The 1,315-nt window shown below is 62.3% G+C and carries 1 protein-coding gene; it reads left to right on the top strand.

Going from position 1 to position 1,315, the window contains the following annotated elements:
• The first annotated feature begins 78 nt into the window (after positions 1–78).
• Entirely contained in the window at positions 79–1,119 is a 1,041-nt protein-coding gene (locus tag OPU69_RS19900) for an IS5 family transposase (RefSeq protein ID WP_498513294.1), read from the top strand.
• Positions 1,120–1,315: the final 196 nt, after the last annotated feature.

Below are 1,315 nucleotides of genomic sequence, written 5' to 3'. Positions count from 1 at the left end.
ACAGATGGACACCTCGAAAACCTTTCGCCTTTGAGGCTGCAGCCTGATTCAATGTCCCTGCGATGAGCGGAGGCGAAGATGGTTGTCCAGCCTGGTTTCTTTGATTTGTCGGACCGGTATGCGGCGCTGAGCGCGGCGGGCGATCCGCTGGAGCGCTTGGCGTCGGTGGTTGATTTTGAAGTGTTCCGCGGGCCATTGATCGTGGCGCTGAGGCGGAGTGACCGCAGCAAAGGTGGTCGGCCGCCATTCGATCCGGTGATGATGTTCAAGATCCTGGTGCTGCAGGCGCTCTACTCGCTCTCGGACGAAGCGACCGAGTTCCAGATCAAGGACCGGCTCTCGTTCCAGCGGTTCCTCGGGTTGGGGCTCGATGGCCGGGCGCCCGATGCCAGCACGGTATGGCTGTTCCGCGAGCAGCTCGTGAAGGCCAAGGCGATCAACAAGCTCTTCGCGCGCTTCGATGCGGCGCTGACCGACCGCGGCTATCTGGCGATGGGTAGCCAGATCATCGATGCGACCGTGGTGCTGGCGCCCAAGCAGCGCAACACCGACGAGGAGAAGGCGGCGATCAAGCAGGGCAAGGTCCCGGAGCGCTGGAAGGAGAGGCCCGCCAAGGTCCGGCAAAAGGACCGCGATGCCCGCTGGACGGTCAAATACTCCAAGACGAAGGTGAAGGAGGGCGCTGATCCCAAGGCGTTCAAGCCGGTCGATCTTGCGATCCCGATGTTCGGCTACAAGAACCATATCGGGATCGACCAGGCTCACGGGCTGATCAGGACCTGGGATGCCAGTGCCGCCAATGCCCATGATGGTGCGCGGCTCCCGGAGCTAATCAGCAAGCAGAACACCGGTTCGGGAGTATGGGCCGACACGGCCTATCGCTCGAAGAAGAATGAGGCGTTCCTCGAGCGCGGCATGTTCAAGAGCAACATCCACCAACGGCGCATGCCACGTCGGCCGCTACCCGAGCACATTGCTCGGGCCAATGCCAGGCGCTCTGCTGTTCGCTCGGCGGTCGAACACGTGTTCGCCGGTCAGAAGCACCGCATGGGGCTGTTCATCCGCACCATCGGCATCGCCCGCGCGCGCATCAAGATCGGCATGGCGAACATCGCCTAAAACTTCCAGCGCCTCGCCTGGCTTGAGGGGCGAGGTGCGCAAGCGTAGCGCAAAAAAGGCGCGCCGAGCGGCGAGTCAGCACTGAAAACCAAAGAAACCAGGCCAGAGACGCCGCCCATCAACGCCCAGAATCCGCGATCAGCCCCCTCGCGCCGTCGTCAGACCGAAAATAACCGGTTCTTCGAGGTGTCCAATT

The sequence above is a fragment of the Blastomonas sp. 34TW genome, assembly GCF_059803595.1.
Note: the sequence above shows the minus strand (reverse complement) of the source record. Positions and strands in the feature narration are given on the sequence as shown.